At 70.0% G+C, this 16,496-nt stretch carries 12 protein-coding genes; 6 read left to right on the forward strand and 6 right to left on the reverse strand.

Annotated elements, in window-relative coordinates:
* Positions 1 to 332: 332 nt before the first annotated feature.
* From sucC to FHR56_RS14860, 4 genes are all read left to right on the forward strand, one after another.
* A complete protein-coding gene (gene sucC, locus FHR56_RS14845) occupies positions 333 to 1,502 on the forward strand; it encodes an ADP-forming succinate--CoA ligase subunit beta (RefSeq protein ID WP_010342227.1) in 1,170 nt (389 codons plus the stop codon).
* Between the two features lie 22 nt (positions 1,503 to 1,524).
* Positions 1,525 to 2,400, forward strand: coding sequence for a succinate--CoA ligase subunit alpha (gene sucD / locus FHR56_RS14850; RefSeq protein WP_026144653.1), 876 nt, complete (start codon positions 1,525 to 1,527; stop codon positions 2,398 to 2,400).
* Between the two features lie 338 nt (positions 2,401 to 2,738).
* The gene (locus FHR56_RS14855) at positions 2,739 to 4,835 is read left to right on the forward strand and encodes a pyrroloquinoline quinone-dependent dehydrogenase (RefSeq protein WP_343160762.1); all 2,097 of its coding nucleotides are present in this window, start codon (positions 2,739 to 2,741) and stop codon (positions 4,833 to 4,835) included.
* A 459-nt stretch (positions 4,836 to 5,294) separates the two neighbouring features.
* Positions 5,295 to 6,932, forward strand: a complete 1,638-nt coding sequence (locus FHR56_RS14860) for an NAD+ synthase (protein WP_160947583.1) — start codon at positions 5,295 to 5,297, stop codon at positions 6,930 to 6,932.
* A gap of 193 nt (positions 6,933 to 7,125) precedes the next feature.
* Here FHR56_RS14860 and egtD read toward each other — a convergent pair whose 3' ends face one another.
* Complete coding sequence (egtD, locus tag FHR56_RS14865) at positions 7,126 to 8,109, reverse strand: L-histidine N(alpha)-methyltransferase (RefSeq protein WP_160947584.1); 984 nt, start codon at positions 8,107 to 8,109, stop codon at positions 7,126 to 7,128.
* A complete protein-coding gene (gene egtB, locus FHR56_RS14870; protein WP_160947585.1) occupies positions 8,106 to 9,395 on the reverse strand; it encodes an ergothioneine biosynthesis protein EgtB in 1,290 nt (429 codons plus the stop codon). The genes egtD and egtB overlap by 4 nt, the downstream gene beginning before the upstream one ends.
* Before the next feature lie 70 nt (positions 9,396 to 9,465).
* On the opposite strand from egtB, the gene FHR56_RS14875 reads away from it, so the two are divergent.
* Positions 9,466 to 10,674, forward strand: a complete 1,209-nt coding sequence (locus FHR56_RS14875) for an aminotransferase class V-fold PLP-dependent enzyme (protein WP_160947586.1) — start codon at positions 9,466 to 9,468, stop codon at positions 10,672 to 10,674.
* A 250-nt stretch (positions 10,675 to 10,924) separates the two neighbouring features.
* Here FHR56_RS14875 and FHR56_RS14880 read toward each other — a convergent pair whose 3' ends face one another.
* The 4 genes from FHR56_RS14880 to FHR56_RS14895 all read right to left on the reverse strand — a co-directional run bounded on the left by FHR56_RS14880 (position 10,925) and on the right by FHR56_RS14895 (position 15,318).
* Complete coding sequence (locus FHR56_RS14880) at positions 10,925 to 12,382, reverse strand: glycine betaine ABC transporter substrate-binding protein (protein ID WP_237473310.1); 1,458 nt, start codon at positions 12,380 to 12,382, stop codon at positions 10,925 to 10,927.
* 41 nt (positions 12,383 to 12,423) lie between these two features.
* A complete protein-coding gene (locus FHR56_RS14885) occupies positions 12,424 to 13,161 on the reverse strand; it encodes an ATP-binding cassette domain-containing protein (RefSeq protein ID WP_160947588.1) in 738 nt (245 codons plus the stop codon).
* Between the two features lie 52 nt (positions 13,162 to 13,213).
* Positions 13,214 to 14,167, reverse strand: a complete 954-nt coding sequence (locus FHR56_RS14890; RefSeq protein ID WP_160947589.1) for a hypothetical protein — start codon at positions 14,165 to 14,167, stop codon at positions 13,214 to 13,216.
* 275 nt (positions 14,168 to 14,442) lie between these two features.
* Entirely contained in the window at positions 14,443 to 15,318 is an 876-nt protein-coding gene (locus FHR56_RS14895) for an outer membrane protein assembly factor BamD (RefSeq protein WP_019797124.1), read from the reverse strand.
* 116 nt (positions 15,319 to 15,434) lie between these two features.
* Here FHR56_RS14895 and rluD point away from each other — a divergent pair, with 116 nt between their 5' ends.
* On the forward strand, positions 15,435 to 16,442 hold the full coding sequence (gene rluD, locus FHR56_RS14900; protein ID WP_160947590.1) for a 23S rRNA pseudouridine(1911/1915/1917) synthase RluD: 1,008 nt from the start codon (positions 15,435 to 15,437) through the stop codon (positions 16,440 to 16,442).
* The last annotated feature ends 54 nt before the right edge of the window (positions 16,443 to 16,496 follow it).

The following is a 16,496-nucleotide window of genomic DNA, read 5'->3' on the forward strand; positions in this document are numbered from 1 at the left end:
GTGCCGTGTACGTGGATGGCGGCCGGCGTGGCGACGACCTGCCTGGGCCGTCGCCGCCCATGATGGGAAGCTACGATTGTCGCCGCTGGTGGTCCGGCGCCCGGGCAGGTCAAGGGCAAGGACGAGCGAGCGGGGCAGGGCGCGTGTGGCGCGGTGCCTGCTCCACCCCGCCACCGCGGACCTCCCCGGAGGCCTCGGCCGGGCCACACCACCGGCGCTTTTGCGCCGCCGCCCTGGGTCGGCGACAATAGCCGTCCCGTCCGTACCGCTCCCGGCCGCCACTCAGGGCCCGGATCGCTGCGGGACGGCCGTTCCTTTTCCCACGGTGACGCATGAATTTCCACGAATATCAGGCAAAACAACTGCTTGCCGAGTACGGCATCCCGGTCCCGGCCGGCAAGGTCGCGGCGACTCCGGAAGAAGCGGTTGAAGCCGCCAAGTCGCTGGGCGCTGGCCCTTGGATGGTCAAGGCGCAGATCCACGCAGGTGGCCGCGGCAAGGCTGGCGGTGTCAAGTTCTGCAAGACCACCGACGACGTGAAGGCCGTTGCCGAGAAGCTGCTCGGCACCAAGATGGCCACCTACCAGACCGCCGGCGTCGAGCTGCCGATCAACCTGGTGCTGGTGACCACCGCCGGCGAGATCGTCAAGGAGCTGTACCTGTCGGTGCTGGTCGACCGCGGCACCCGCACCATCAGCTACATCGCCTCCTCCGAGGGCGGCATGGAGATCGAACAGGTCGCCGCCGAGACCCCGGACAAGATCCACACGCTCAACGTCGACTTCGTCGAGGGCGTGCAGGGTTACCACGGCCGCGACATCGGCTTCAAGATGGGCCTGACCGCCAAGCAGGCCGGCCAGTTCGCCAGCATCATGGTCAACCTGTACCGCATCTTCAACGAGAAGGACCTGGCGCTGGTGGAGATCAATCCGCTGGCGATCCTGGACGACGGCAACCTGTACGCGCTGGACGGCAAGTTCAACAGCGACGACAACGCCAACTTCCGCCACAAGGAACTGGTCGCCATGCGCGACAAGTCCCAGGAAGACGAGACCGAAGTGACCGCTTCGGAGCTGGACATCAACTACGTCACCATGGACGGCAACATCGGGTGCATGGTCAATGGCGCCGGTCTGGCGATGGCGACCATGGACGTGATCAAGCTCAACGGCGGCGAGCCGGCGAACTTCCTCGACGTGGGCGGCGGTGCCAACAAGCAGCGCGTGATCGAGGCGTTCAAGCTGATCCTGTCCTCGGACAAGGTCGAAGGCATCTTCGTCAACATCTTCGGTGGCATCGTCCGCTGCGACATGATCGCCGAGGGCATCATCGCGGCGGTCAAGGAAGTGGGCGTCAAGGTTCCGGTCGTGGTGCGCCTGGAAGGCACCAACGTGGAAGAAGGCAAGCAGCTGCTGCGCGACAGCGGCATGGCCATCATCCCGGCCGACAACATCAACGACGGCGCCAAGAAGGTCGTTGAAGCTGTCAAGAACGCCGCCTGATCCACGACACCAAGGAACTCCAATGTCTGTTTTGATCAACAAGAACACCAAGGTGATCGTGCAGGGCTTCACCGGCCAGCAGGGCACCTTCCACGCCACCCAGATGATCGAGTACGGCACCCAGGTCGTCGGCGGTGTCACGCCGGGCAAGGGCGGCACCACCCACATCGACCTGCCGGTGTTCAACACCGTGGCCGATGCCGTGCAGAGCACGGGCGCCGACGCCTCGGTGATCTACGTGCCGCCGCCGTTCGCGGCCGACGCGATCCTGGAAGCGGCTGCGGCCGGCATCAAGGTCATCGTCTGCATCACCGAAGGCATCCCGGTGCTGGACATGCTGCGCGTCAAGAACGTGCTGACCCGTTCGTTCCCGGAAACCGTGCTGATCGGGCCGAATTGCCCCGGCGTGATCACCCCGGGCGAGTGCAAGATCGGCATCATGCCGGGCCACATCCACAAGCCGGGCAAGATCGGCATCGTCTCGCGTTCGGGCACGCTGACCTATGAAGCGGTCAAGCAGACCACCGAAGTCGGCCTGGGCCAGTCCACCTGCATCGGCATCGGCGGCGACCCGATCAACGGCCTGAACTTCGTCGACTGCCTCAAGCTGTTCAACGAGGATCCGCAGACCGAAGGCATCATCATGGTCGGCGAAATCGGCGGCGACGCCGAGGAAGCCGGTGCCGAATACATCGCCAAGCACGTCAAGAAGCCGGTGGTCGGCTTCATCGCCGGTGCTTCGGCGCCGGCCGGCAAGCGCATGGGCCATGCCGGTGCGATCGCCTCGGGCGGCAAGGGCACGGCCGAGGGCAAGTTCGCGGCGATGGAAGCCGCTGGCGTCAAGACCGTCCGCTCGCCGGGCGACCTGGGTGCAGCGATCGCCTCGCTGGTGAAGTAAGCCGCCAGCGCCGCGGCAGCGACCGCCTTCGGGTGCGTCGTTGTCGCCGCCGCTGTCCGGAAGGGCCTCGCGCGAGCGAGGCCTTTTTCGTTTCGAGGATGCGGTGCGCGGCACTGATGCGGCGTCCCTGGCGCGACGGGGCGGATGGGGTGGCCACGCACTGCCGCCCACCACCGTCCGCGCAATCAAGCAGTTGCGCCATCCCGGTGGTCGCCATTCGTCCCTGTCGCCCCGCCATTGGTCCCCTGGCCGGGTGATGCCGTCCCTGCGGCGCTGACACGGTCCGGCGCGGTGCCGACATTGACGCCACTTTCTTCGGCAGTGACAGGAGCGGATGCGTGATCAGGCGATGGCGGGCGGCGGTATGCGGGGCGGGCATGGCGATGGGCATCGGTGGTCTCTGCGCGGCGGCGCCGGGCGACTGGGCCAGTTACGCCGGCGCGCCCGGTGGTGGGCAGTATTCGCCACTGACCCAGATCACCCAGGACAACGTCGGCCGGCTGCGCATCGCCTGGTCGTTCCGCACCGGCGAACTCGGCGCGGGCCTGCCCGATCCGGAACGGCGTCGCTTCGAGGCCAATCCGCTGGTGCTGGGTGGACGCATGTACCTCACCACCGGCACCGGCATCGCCTTCGCCCTGGATGCGGCCAGCGGCCGCGAGCTGTGGTCCTTCGATGCCAAGGTGCGGCGCGACAAGCACTACAGCGATCCGGCCTCGCGCGGAGTGAGTTTCTGGCGCGACACCCAGGCCGCAGCAGGGGCGTGCCGCGAGCGCATCGTGTTCGGCACCCTGGATGCGCGGCTGATGGCATTGGATGCCGTCGACGGCCGGCCCTGCGCCGGGTTCGGCAAGGACGGCACGATCGACCTGCATGCCGGCATCGACGTGCACGACAACGCCAGCGATGCCTGGTCCAACTATGCGGTGACCTCGCCGCCGGTGGTGGCCGGCGACGTGCTGGTGGTCGGCAGTTCGATCGGCGACAACCGCGGGCATGCGCTGGAACAGGGCGTGGTGCGCGGCTACGACGCGCGCAGCGGCCGTGAGCTGTGGCGGTGGGATCCGGTGCCGCGCGACCCGGACAAGGCTACCGCCGCCGGCTGGCAGCCGGCGCAGGCGGCCACGGTCGGCGGCGGCAATGCCTGGGCGCCGCTGTCGGTGGATCCGGCGCTGGGCCTGGTCTACGTGCCGACCGGCTCGGCGAGTCCCGACTACTACGGCGGCGAGCGCCTCGGCGACAACCGCGATACCGACTCGCTGGTGGCGCTGGACCTGCACAGCGGGCGCCGGGTGTGGGCGCAGCAACTGGTGCATCACGATCTGTGGGACTACGACCTGGCCTCGCAGCCGGTGCTGACCACGGTGCAGACCGTGCAGGGGCCGCGCGCGGCGTTGCTGCAGGCGACCAAGACCGGCTTCCTGTTCGCCTTCGACCGTCGCGACGGCACGCCGCTGTTCCCGATCAGCGAGGTGCCGGTGCCGGCCTCCGACGTGCCGGGCGAGCGCGCCTCGCCGACCCAGCCGATGCCCGAGCCGGGGTTGCGCCTGGCGCGGCATACGCCGCTGACCGCCGCCGATGCCTGGGGCGCGACGCCGGGCGCGCGCCGCGAATGCGCCGCGCTGATCGCCGGGCTGCGCTCGGAAGGCCTGTTCACTCCGCCCAGCGTGCGCGGCACGATCGCGCTGCCCGGCTGGGCCGGCGGGGTGAACTGGGGCGGGATCGCGGTGGATCCGCAGCGGCAGCTGGCGATCCTGCCGGTGTCGGACCTGCCGATGCAGGTGGCGCTGATCCCGCGCGAGCAATTCAGCAAGGCCGAGCACGCGCGCCATCCGGACCAGCAGTTCAACGACATGGAGGGCACGCCGTACGACATGCGTCGCGGCATGCTGAGTTCCTCCGGCGGCATTCCCTGCGTCAAGCCGCCGTGGGGGCGGCTGGTGGCGGTGGACCTGCGCACGCGCAAGATCGCCTGGGAGCGCCCGCTCGGCACCCTGGAAGAGAAGCTGCCCTGGCTGCCGCTGGAGGTGGGCACGCCACTGCTCGGCGGTGCGGTGACCACGGCCAGCGGCCTGACCTTCATCGCCGCGGCGGCCGATGCGCGCCTGCGCGCGCTCGACAGCGCCACCGGCAAGACCCTGTGGGAGGCCAAGCTGCCGGCCGGCGGCCAGGCCACGCCGTCGGTCTATGCGGTAGGCGGCAAGCAGTACGTGGTGATCGCCGCCGGTGGTCGCGAGGGCATGGGCACGATGGGCGATTACGTGGTCGCCTATACGCTCGACGGCGAGGGCAAGGACGTGGTGTTCCAGCACGGCGTCGCCGTGCGCATGGCGGTGCTGGGCGTCGCCGCGCTGGGGCTGTGTGCGGGACTGGCGATGCTGCTGCGGCGTTGGCGCCGGCAGCGGCGTGCACGGGCTGGTGCTGGCGCCCGCTGAAGCACATGGTGGTGGTGGCTGGCCGGCGCTTCGGGGTTGATGCAGTCGGGACTGAAGTCCCGCCCACAGTGACGCCTCAGCACGTGCTGTCCCTGGAGTGAGCGCGGCTTCGGCGGCGACGCGCGGTGCATGCGCCAGCGATTTCTGTTGGTCGTGCATGTTGCTGTGGGAGCGACTTCAGTCGCGACGCGGGGTGCCTGGCCAAGCGGCTTTCTCTGGGCGCGTGCGCCATAGGGAGCGTCCTGTGGCATCGCCGCGGCTGCCGCCATGTGCGCACCCAAGATGTGGCTTGCCTGGCCTACATGCCTGCACTCCAACGTGGCGGCATGCGCATCACCGGCCGCAACCCGGCACAGCGCTACACTGCACAGGGCGCCACGCGATGCCGCGGCGCCGCGGCAGGCACGATGCGCTCGCGTGGCGCCTGCCTGTCTTCCCTTCGTTCCTGCAAGGTTGCCTATGTCCGCCTCCCTCCGTCTCGCCATGGCCCAGTTCGATTTCCCGGTCGGCGCCGTGGCCCAGAACACCGACCGGATCATCGCGTTGATCGAGGAGGCGCGCGACGAATACGGCGCCGACGTGGTGCTGTTCCCGGAACTGGCGGTCAGCGGCTATCCGCCGGAGGATCTGCTGCTGCGGCCGGGCTTCCTGGCCGATTGCGAGCGTGCGGTACAGCGCATCGCCGCGCAGGTGCACGGCATCGTCGCGGTGGTCGGCTGGCCGCAGAGCGCCGGCAGCGTGGTCTACAACGCCGCCAGCGTGCTGCGCGGCGGCCGCATCGAGCGGACCTATCGCAAGCGCGAACTGCCCAATTACGCTGTGTTCGACGAGCGCCGCTATTTCGACGTCGACCCGGACGGCGAGAACTGCGTGTTCGAGGTCAAGGGCACGCCGGTGGGCCTGGTGATCTGCGAGGACCTGTGGTTCCCGGAGCCGCTGGCGGCGACCGTGCGGGCGGGCGCGGAACTGGTGCTGGTGCCCAATGCCTCGCCCTACGAGCGCGGCAAGCATGCGCAGCGCGACGCCCTGCTGGCCGAGCGCAGCCGCGAGAGCGGTGCGGCGCTGGCCTATCTCAACGTGGTCGGCGGCCAGGACGCGCTGGTGTTCGACGGCGCCTCGGTGGTGGCCGACGGCGACGGCACCGTGCATCCGGCGGCGGCCGCCTTCACCGACCAGTGGCTGGTGGTGGAATACGACACCGCCGCGCGCCGTTTCGCGCCGCTGCGCTGGACCGACGATGGCGACGAGAGCATGGATGCGCTGGCCTGGCGCGCGGTGGTGCGCGGGCTGCAGGACTACTGCGCCAAGAATCGCTTTTCCAAGGTCTGGCTTGGCCTGTCCGGCGGCATCGATTCGGCGCTGGTGCTGGCGATGGCGGTGGACGCGCTGGGCGCGGACAACGTCACCGCGGTGCGCTTGCCGTCGCGCTATACCGCCGACCTGTCCAACGACCTGGCCGCGGACCAGTGCCGCGTCCTCGGCGTGAAGCTGGAGACGGTGGCGATCGAGCCGGCGTTCGAGGGCCTGCTGAGCGCGCTCGGCCCGCTGTTCGCCGGCACCGAGCCCGATGTCACCGAGGAGAACCTGCAGTCGCGCAGCCGCGGCGTGATCCTGATGGCGCTGGCCAACAAGTTCGGCGGCCTGCTGCTGACCACCGGCAACAAGAGCGAGTACGCGGTGGGCTACGCCACCATCTACGGCGACATGTGCGGCGGCTATGCGCCGCTGAAGGACTTGTACAAGACCGAGGTGTTCGGCCTGGCGAAGTGGCGCAATACGGTCGGCGGCACGCCGGTGATCCCGCCAGCGGTGATCACGCGGCCGCCCTCGGCGGAACTGCGCGCCAACCAGACCGATCAGGACTCGCTGCCGCCCTACGACGTGCTCGACGGCATCCTGTACCGCTACGTCGACCAGGAAGAATCGCGCGACGAAATCGTCGCTGCCGGCTATGCCGCCGAGGTGGTCGACCGGGTGGTGCGCTTGGTGCGCATCAGCGAGTGGAAGCGCCACCAGGCCGCGCCGGGGCCGAAGGTGTCGCGCCGCGCCTTCGGGCGCGAGCGGCGCTATCCGATCAGTAACGGGTATCAGGCCTGACGCGGTCGTCGGCCTGGCATCTGTCTCATCTGTAGGAGCGGCTTCAGCCGCGACGGGCGTTACTGGTAAAGCCCGTCGCGGCTGAAGCCGCTCCTACGAGGGATGTTACGCGGGTCCCGTTGACAGGAAACTACGGCATCGCGCCGTATTCGCTTTTGCGAATCCCCAATCCCGAATCCCCAATCCCGGCCCCTCAGACCGCCTGCAGCAACCGCAGCCCGAACGCATCGTCCTGCGCATTCCAGCCATGGCTGACGCGCAGGCCGGCTTCGGCGGCCATCGCCGCGAAGCTCTGGTCGGTGTACTTGTGGCTGTACTCGACCTGCATCGCTTCGCCTTCGGCGAAATCGAAGCGCTGCCCGGCCACCGTCACCTGTTGGGCGCACTGGCTGACCAGGAAGGTCTCGATCCGCTCGCGCGCTTCCGAATACACCGCATGATGGCGGAACTGTGCCAAGTCGAAATCGCTACCGATCTCGCGGTTGAGCCGGCGCAGCAGGTTCAGGGTGAATGCGGCGGTGACCCCGGCGGCATCGTTGTAGGCCGCCTCCAGCAGCGCCGTGTCCTTGACCAGGTCGATGCCGATCAGCGCGCAACCGTCCGCGCCCATGGTCTGGCGCATCGAGCGCAGCAGGGCAATGCCGTCCTCGCGGGTGAAGTTGCCCAGGGTCGAGCCGGGGAAGAACACCAGGGTGCGGCGCGCGCCGCGCTGCGGCGCCGGCAGCGCCACCGGCGCGGTGAAGTCGGCGCATACTGGCAGCATCTGGATGTGCGGGAAGCGCTCGGCCAGCCGCGCGGTGCTCGACATCAGCATGTCGCGGGAGATCTCGATGGGGGTATAGGCCACCGGCATGCGCAGGCCGTCCAGCAGCAGCTGGGTCTTGCGGCCGCTGCCGCTGCCCAGTTCCACCACGTGCGCACCGGTGCCCACCGCCTGCGCGATCGACGGCATCCGCGCTTCCAGCAGGTCCAGCTCGGTGCGGGTCAGGTAGTACTCGGGCTGGCGGGTGATCGCCTCGAACAGGCGCGAGCCCTCGGCGTCGTAGAAGTACTTGGACGGCAGCTGCTTGGGGCTGCGCGACAGGCCGGCGATCGCGTCGGCGGCGATGTCGTCGGCCTGCGGATGCAGATCGGTGAGGGCGGCTTCGGTCAGGGCGCGGGCGGTTGCGGCATTCATGCGGGATCCTTGGCCAGGCGCACGCCGGCGAACTGCCACCGCGCATCGGAGGGGAAGAAATTGCGGTAGCTGGCGCGGATGTGATCGTGCGGCGTGGCGCAACTGCCGCCGCGCAACACCCACTGCGCGTTCATGAACTTGCCGTTGTATTCGCCCAGCGTGCCCGACCACGGGCGGAAGCCGGGGTAGGGCAGGTAGGCACTGCCGGTCCATTCCCAGACATCGCCGAACAACTGCTGCAAGCCGGTATTGGCCCGCGCCGTCGACTGCGGATGCAGCGCATCGGTCTCGACGAAGTTGCCGGCGATGGCGACGCCGGCGGCCGCCTGTTCCCACTCCGCTTCGGTCGGCAGGCGTGCGCCAGCCCAGCGCGCGAACGCATCGGCCTCGAACAGGCTGAGATGGCACACCGGTGCATGCGGATCGCGTTCGCGCCAGCCGCCGAGGGTGAATTCCCGCGCGCCGTCGGCATGCCAGTACAGCGGGCGCTGCCAGTCCTCGGCGCAACGCTTGGCCCAGCCGTCGCTGAGCCACAGCCCGACCGTGCGATAGCCGCCGTCGGCGATGAACTCGGCGTATTCGGCGTTGCTCACCGGGCGGCTGGCCAGCGCATGCGCCGGCACCAGCACGCGATGCCGCGGCGATTCGTTGTCGTAGGCGAAGTCGGCATGCGCCGGCCACGGCGCGGCACCGATCTCGCTGATCTGCTCATCGCGCTGCAGCCAGCGCAGCGGGGACGCCGGCGCGTGCTGCGTCGCCAGGTCGGCGCGATAGGCCGGGCCCAGTGGATTGCGCCAGAACGCGTGCTTGATATCGGTGAGCAGCAACTCCTGGTGTTGCTGCTCGTGCTGCAGGCCCAGTTCCAGGATCTGCAGGGTCTGCGGCGCCAGCGTGCCGGCCTGCAACTGCGCCAGCACGCGGGTTTCGATCTCGTTCCGGTACTCCAGCACCTGCGCCAGCGAGGGCCGCGACAGCAGGCCGCGATGCGGCCGCGCATGCGCCGGGCCGATGCTCTGGTAGTAACTGTTGAACAGGTAATCCCACTGCGGATCGTGCGCGCGGTACGCCGGATCGGCGCCAAGCACGAAACGCTCGAAGAACCAGGTGGTGTGCGCCAGATGCCATTTGGCCGGGCTGGCGTCGTCCATGCTCTGCACCATCGCGTCTTCTTCGCTCAATGGCGCGGCGAGATGACGGCTGCGGGCGCGCACGCGGCGCAGGCGGTCCGCCAGCGTCGCAACGGACGCGATGGGCGAGGGCGGTGACGCCGGAGAGATCGCTTGCATCGATGCAGTCTTAGCGCAGCGGCGTGAACGGACCGTCACGCGTCGCGGACCGTGGCGTTACCCTAGACACATGTCTACGATCGCCTCGCCCCATGCTGCCGGTCCGGCTTGCGCCGGCGAACTGGTCGACCTCGATGCTGCGGCAGATGCGTTCGCCTTGCCGGCGGGAGTGCGCTACCTGGACACCGCCAGCAAGGGGCCGCGCCTGCACCGTGCGCTGGCCGCGGGGCAGGCGGCGTTGGCCGACGCGATCGCGCCGTGGACGCTGTCCTTCGATGCCTGGCGCGCGCAGATCGAAGACCTGCGCGCGCTGGCTGCAGCCACCGTGTTCTCGGGCGACAGCGAAGGGGTGGCGATGGTGCCGTCGGCGGCCTACGGCCTGGCCATCGCGGCGCGGCAGGTGCCGTTGGCGCCCGGCGATGCGGTGCTGCTGCTCGATGGCCAGTTCCCCTCCAACCTGCTGGCGTGGCAGCAACGCTGCGCCGAGAGCGGCGCGCACCTCGCGGTGGTGCGGCCGGCGCCGGGCCAGGACTGGACCGACGCGGTGCTGGCCACGCTCGAGGCGCAGCCGCGCGTGCGCGTGGCCACCCTGCCCAATGCCTACTGGCGCGACGGCAGCCTGCTGGATCTGGACCGCATTGCGCCGCGCGTGCATGCGGCCGGCGCGATGCTGGTGCTGGACCTGAGCCAGAGCCTGGGCGTGCTGCCGGTGCGGCTGGACGTCTGGCGGCCGGATTTCGTGGTGTCGGTCGGACACAAATGGCTGCTCGGTCCGATGGGGCTGGCGTGGCTATGGGCCTCCCCGCACTGGCGCGCGCACGGCGTCCCGTTCGAGCAGCACTGGCAGGCGCGCGATCCGGGCAGCGACTGGCAGTTCCCGGCCGACGCGCCGCCGCCCTACCGCAGCGGCGCGCGCCGCTTCGATGCCGGCGGCGTCGCCGATCCGCTGCGCCTGGCGATGGCCAGCGTCGCGCTGCAGCAGGTGCAGCGGTGGCGGCCGGCGCGCATCGCACAGCGGCTCGGCGAGCTTGGCGCGGCCTTCAACGCGGAACTGCACGCGCTGGGCGCGGGCGACTGGACCGTGCCCGGGCACGCGCCGCACCTGTACGCACTGCGTCCGCCAGCATCGACGATGCCGGTCTTGCTGCCATGGCTGCAGCATGCGCAGGTCATCTGTACCCATCGCCATGGTGCGCTGCGCATCGCGCCGTACCTGCAGCTGACGGCGGAGGCGATGCGCGGCCTGGCGCGAGAGATGGTGGCGGTGGTGCGTGCTTGAACGCACGTGTGTGCGATCGTTGTCTGGCTTCAGTTTCTATGGGGAACGCAGTCGACTACCGGTCCGGATCGGCGATCCTGTTGGGTGCATGGCTTCGTTGGTCGCGGCTGAAGCCGCTCCTACGGGAGAAACGGCATGCAGGCCGTAGGCGCGGCTTCAGCCGCGACCCATTGCCGGTGTGATGCGTTTCGCGCGGGTGGCGGTTGCCACGGCCGGTCGCACCTCTGACGCCCGTGGCGTGGCGCCCGGTTCACCGCCGCGCTGCCAGGCGCAATCCGCGCGGGGTCAGCGCCCGCTCCAGCAGCTCGAACAGGCCTTGGACCAGCAACGCCAGCAGCGCGGCCGGCACCGCGCCTTCCAGGATCAGGCCGAGGTCGTCCAGGCGGATGCCGGTGAGGATCGGCTGGCCGTAGCCGCCGGCGCCGATCAGTGCGCCCAGGGTCGCGGTGCCGACGTTGATCACCGCCGCGGTCTTGATGCCGGCAAGGATGGTGCGCAGCGCCAGCGGCAGTTCGATCCTCCCCAGCCGGGTGCCCGGCGGCAGGCCGAGCGCGGCGGCGGTCTCGCGCAGCTCGCGGGGAATGCCGGTGATGCCGGCATGGGTGTTGCGTACGATCGGCAGCAGGCTGTACAGGAACAGCGCGGCGATCGCCGGCTTGGCGCCGATGCCGAACAGCGGGATCATGAACACGAACACCGCCAGCGACGGCAGCGTCTGCAGCACGCCGGTCAGCGCCAGTACTCCCTGGCCGAGCCGTGGCCGGTACGCCGAGAGGATGCCCAGCGGCAGCGCCACCAGCAGGGCCAGGCCCAGCGACAGCCCGACCAATGCCAGGTGCTCGCGGGTGCGTTGCAGCAGCCGTTGCAGGCGTCCGTCCTGCGCCGGCGCGGCGATGCCCAGCCAGTGCGCGGCGATGGCGCTCTCGGCGCGCTTGTCGAGCTTGGCCTCGGCGTTGAGCCGCTGCATGGTCGTCGCGTCGATGCGTCCGCCCAGTCCCTGCAGCGCCTGCACGAAGCGCGGCGCGCGCTGCGCCAGGTCGGCGCGGTACAGGAACACCGCGGCGTAGCGCGGGAAGTAATGCCTGTCGTCCTGCAGCACCAGCAGGTCGTGTGCGGGGATTTCGGCGTCGGTGCTGTACAGGTCGGTGAGGTCGATCGCGCCACTGTCCAGCGCGCGGTAGGCGAGGTCGTGGTCCAGGCCGGTCGGCGTCTGCGGCAGCCCGTAGGCGTCGCGCACGCCGGGCCAGCCGTCGGCGCGCGAGACGAATTCGTTGCTCAGCCCGAACTTGAGCGTCGGATGCGCGGCCAGGTCGGACAGGCGCACAATGCCCAGCGCCTGCGCGCGTTGCCGGCGCATGCCGAACGCATAGGTGTTGTCGAAGCCCAGCGGCGCGCTCATCGCCAGGCCGCGTTGCGCCAGCGCCTGCCGCAGCGCGGCGTCGTCGGCGCCCGGCATCTGCAGCAGTTCGGCGGCCAGGGTGCCGGTGTACTCGGCATAGGCGTCGATCGAGCCTTGCTCCAGCGCGCGCCACAGGATGCGGGTGCCGCCGAGCTGGCGCCGGTGCTCGACCTCGACCCCGGCCTGGCGCCCGGCGCCGGCGGCGATCTCGCCCAGCACCACCGCTTCGGTGAAGTTCTTCGAGCCGACCACCACCTTGGTCTCCGCGGCAGCGGCCGGCAAGCCCGACAGGCTGGCCACAGCGGCCAAGGCGACCAGCACGACCGCGCGCCAGCGCGCGCCCGGCGACGTCACCGCGCATCCTCCAGGGTGCGCTGCGCCTGCAGGAACTGGCCGACGAACGGATCGGCCGGCGCCTCCAGCAGGTGGCGCGCGCTGCCTTCCTGCAGCACGCGGCCACCGCGCATCAGCACCAGGGTGTCGCCCAGGTAGGCGGCCTCGGCGACGTCGTGGGTCACCAGTACCACGGTCTTGCCCAGCAGCGCGAACAGTTCGCGCATCTGTGTCTGCAGTTCGCGGCGCACGATCGGATCGAGCGCGCCCAGCGGTTCGTCCAGCAGCAGCACCGGCGGGTCCAGCAGCAGCGCGCGAATCAGTCCCACGCGTTGGCGCTGGCCGCCGGACAGCTCGGCCGGATAGCGCGCCAGCAGCGCTTCCGGCAGCCGGCACAAGGCCGCCAGTTCGTGCAGGCGCGCGGCGATGCGCGGCCGCGTCCAGCCCAGCGTGCGCGCCAGCAAGGCGGCGTTGTCGCGCGCGCTCAGGTGCGGGAACAGCCCGCCTTCCTGGATCACGTAGCCGATGCGCCGGCGCTGCGCCAGCAGGGTGGCGCGGCGCAGCGGCTCGCCCTGGAAGCGCACCTCGCCGCGATCCGGCCATTCCAGTCCCAGCAGCAGGCGCAGCACGCTGGATTTGCCGGCGCCGCTGGGGCCGATCAAAGCGGTGGTGCGGCCCGGGGCGATGCAAAGATCGACCTGGTCCAGTGCCAGCGTGTCGCCGTAGCGGCGGGTGACCCGATGCAGTTCGAACATCGCCGCAGCATAGCCGCAGGCGGCGACCACGCCGCGCGAAGACGCGGCACGCTCAGCGGGCGGCGTCGGTCAGCAGGCCCAGGGTCGGCTTCGGCCGGCTCAGGTCGTACATCAGGCCGAAATGGGCTTCCGCGCCCTGCTGGTCCGGCTGGTCGAGCAGTTCGTAGAGATTGATCTCGGCGACCACGTCGGCGTAGTCGCTGCGCAGGGTCTGCAGCAGTTCCGCCACGCTGTCGTAGCAGGCGCCGTCGCCGGGGTAGCCACCATCGGTGTTGCCGGTGTAGATCTCGGCGCAGTTGAGCTCGTTGACGTACACCTTGGTGCCGTACTTCTGCGCGGCGGCGCGCAATTGTCCGAGATACAGGTCCATCCAGTAGCCGCGCTCGCCGTGGAAGGCGTAGTAGTGGAAGCTGATCCGGTCGAAGTCGAAGCCGGCGGCCTTGGCCTGGTCGAGGAACCACAGCGAGCCGTTGCGGTCGCCGGGGCAGCGCGCGGTGGCCGAATGATCGTCGCTGTTGCAGGCGGTGATGTTGATGGTGAACTGCAGGCCGGCGCCCACTTCGTCGGAGGCCTGCTTCATGCCGCGGTACATCGTGGTCATCGCCGCGATCCGCGCCGGGGCGGCGGCACGGTCCAGGTCCTGCTCGTTGCCGATCTCCCAGACCTTGATGTCGTTGGCATAGCGTCGCGCCAACGCGTAGCCGATCTCCTGCGACATCGGATACACCATCGGCCGCAGCGCGATGTTGTACTTGCGCGAGAGCTGCACCAACGTGTCGAGCACGGTGAAGTTGCGCGGGTCGACGTCGAAGCGGTAGCTGCGCAGGTTGCGCTGGTCGAGCAGGCGGAACACCGCCTCGCTCTGACTGAGCGGATAGGCCTGGCGGCCGTCGTGGCCGTTGACGCCGTACACGATGGCCGGTGCTGCGGCGGCCGGCAGGGCGGCAGCGGCGGAGAAGACGGCGGCGAACAACCACAACAGCGGGCGCAGGATGGGCATGGGCATGGGCAGGGTCCCAGCGGATCGGCACGGAGGAGGTGTGGGGGCAGCCTAGCAAGGCTGCGCAGCGGTCTGGCCGACAATCGTCCGGATTGGGGCGCGCGTCGCAGTCCGCGGCGCGGGGCAGGCCCGGCACCGTCTCGCTGCCGCGCGGTCTTCGCCGCCGAGTACCGGACCGGATCGGCCCGCCATTGCAGGGGAGGGCGGGGCCGCAGCGATCCCCCAGAACGCGACAGGGGCCTTGCGGCCCCTGTCGGTATGCATCTCGCCGGCGCGATGGATCAGCGCTGCATCTGCGAGTTGGACTGTCCGGTGGCGGCGGACTTCTCGCCGGCGAACGGATTGAGCTTGCGGATCATCCACGGGTACTTCGGCCAGTTGCCGGTCAGCCACGGATGCTGCGGATCGTTGAGCTCCAGCACGCGGCGCGCGTCCGCGGCCAGGGTCTTGTTGCCGAGGTGGGTGTAGGCATCGGCCAGCACCGCCACCGCGTCGTACTGGTAGGCGCTCTGCGGGTAGGTCTCGAGCAGGTAGGTGGCGCGCGAGGCGGCCGACACCCAGGCGTCGCGGCGCAGGTAGTACAGCGCGTTGTCCAGCTCGTGCTGGGCGAACACGTTGCGCAGGGCGATCATGCGCTCGCGCGCGTCGGCGGCGTAGCGGCTGTTCGGGTAGCGCTCGGCGACGGTGTTGAAGTCGGCGTAGGCCTGCTGTGGGGTGGACAGGTCGCGGCGGCTGGGATCCAGCGACCACACCCGGCGCAGGAACACCGTGTCGCGGTTGGAGTTGGACAACCCGCGCAGGTAGTACATGTAGGCGATGTTGCGCTGGGTCGGATAGGTGCGGATGAAGCGGTCGATGGTCGACACCGCGTCGTCGTGCTTGCCGGCCTTGTACTGGGCGTAGGCGCTTTCGATCATCGCCTGCTCGGTGTAGTTGCCGTACGGGTACTGCGCGATCAGCCGCTTGAAGCTGCTCTCGGCGCCGGCCCAGTTGCCGCTCTCCATCTGCGCATGCGCCTTCTGGTAGAGCTGCTCCACCGGCATCCCTTCCTCGGGGTTCTTCTTCTGACGGTGGCAACCCGTCGCCACGACCAGCGTGACCAGCAGCAGGGCGATGAAACGGACGTGCGCGGACAGCGGGACGGAGCGTCGGATCATGGGTTCGGGCGCGGCAGGGCAGGAATACGAAGGGGCGATGATAGCCTAGTGGCCTGTCCTGCGACTGACTACGGCCGCCGCGACCCTCCTTTTCCGACCCAAGCCGTGCCCCTGCCATGCCCAATACCCCCCCGGACCTCCCCGAGGACGCCGCCAGCGACGGCCCGCGCCAGGCGCGCGTGCCCGACCATGCCGCCGGCCGCCGTTTCGACGCGGTGCTGGCCGAACTGTTCCCCGAATACTCGCGCTCGCGCCTGGCCGAATGGATCAAATCCGGCGACGCCCTGCTCGACGGCGCCCCGGCGCGGCCGCGCGATCCGCTGCGCGGCGGCGAGATCGCCAGCCTGCATGCGGTGCTGGATACCCAGACCCACGCCCTGCCCGAGGACATCCCGCTGGAGGTGCTGTACGAGGACGACCAGGTCATCGTGCTGAACAAGCCGGCCGGGCTGGTGGTGCACCCGGGTGCCGGCAACCCCAGCGGTACCCTGGTCAACGCCTTGCTGTACCGCGACCCGGGGCTGTCGGCGCTGCCGCGCGCCGGCATCGTGCACCGTCTGGACAAGGACACCAGCGGCGCCATGGTGGTGGCGCGGACCCTGCAGGCGCACACCTCGCTGGTGGCGCAGCTGTCCGCGCGCGACGTGCACCGGCAATACCTGGCGGTGGTGGTCGGGGCGCTGGTCTCCGGCGGCACCGCCAACGCGCCAATCGACCGCCATCCGCGCGACCGCCTGCGCATGGCGGTACGCGAGGACGGCCGCGATGCGGTCACCCACTACCGGCTGCGCGAGCGCTTCCGTGCGCATACGGCCCTGGAATGCCGCCTGGAGACCGGCCGCACCCACCAGATCCGCGTGCACATGGCGCACCTGAAGCACCCGATCGTCGGCGACCCGCTGTACGGCGGCCCGCTGAAGCTGCCCAAGGGCGCCAGCGAGGAACTGATCGGCGAACTGCGCGGCTTCAAGCGCCAGGCGCTGCACGCCGAGACCCTGGAGTTCAAGCATCCGCTGAGTGGCGAACCGGTCCGCGCCACCGCCGCAGTGCCGGCCGACCTGCAGCAGCTGATGGCCTCCCTGCGCGCGGATGCGCAGGCGGCGGCCGAGCGGGCGCGGCGCTGAGCATGGCCACGTCGCCGGGTTCCTGCGCCGTGGCACGCGGCACCGTCTCGGGCT

This window comes from Xanthomonas sp. F10 (genome assembly GCF_014206815.1).
GTDB lineage: Bacteria > Pseudomonadota > Gammaproteobacteria > Xanthomonadales > Xanthomonadaceae > Xanthomonas_A > Xanthomonas_A indica.